The organism is Mesorhizobium sp. M8A.F.Ca.ET.218.01.1.1 (assembly GCF_004791165.1).
GTDB lineage: Bacteria > Pseudomonadota > Alphaproteobacteria > Rhizobiales > Rhizobiaceae > Mesorhizobium.
Genome location: NZ_SRUZ01000038.1, coordinates 1 through 589, shown reverse-complemented (window position 1 = coordinate 589; position 589 = coordinate 1). Strand labels below are relative to the sequence as shown.

Annotated in this window: 1 pseudogene; it reads right to left on the bottom strand. The window is 64.5% G+C overall.

The window, feature by feature from the left end:
* Nucleotides 1-589: pseudogene (locus EN861_RS34280) on the bottom strand (RHS repeat protein); the annotation flags it as partial.

Below are 589 nucleotides of genomic sequence, written 5' to 3'. Positions count from 1 at the left end.
GTCTGGAAGCCGGTGTTGAGGCGCTCGCCATAGGTGGCGTAGTTGGTGGCTTCCGCGATGGCGCCGGAGCCGTCAGTGACCATGCGCACCGAGGCCAGGTGATCGCGATGCAGGAAGAACTTTGTTGCGCCCACCACCTTCACGTCCGGATGCGGATAGCGGGTGTAGATCTCCGATCCCGGGATCGCCGGGTCGATCTCGACGGAAGCGTCAGGATAGAGCGTGGTGGCGAAGGTTGAAGCCTTCTTCGCGCGCGCGCCGTCAGGACCATAGCTCAGGTTGACGGTGTTGGAGGCGAGGCTGACGGTCTTGAGCCGGTTGGCCTCGTCCCAGGCGAGCGTACGGCTGCCGTCCGAGGTGAGATTGCCATTGGCGTCATAGGCCATGGCATTGGCGCCGACGGTGACGGGCGCGTGCGGCCGTGGGGATGTGGCCGCGGGGTAGACATAGGTGCCGGCGACACGGGTTCGCGAGGCCATGTTGTCGTTGGCGGCATAGACGAAGCTTTCCGAGAGCGTGGGGTCGCCAAGATTGGTGCTGGAGGTCAGCCGGTCGGCATTGTCATAGCCATAGGTCCAGCTGTCGGAGG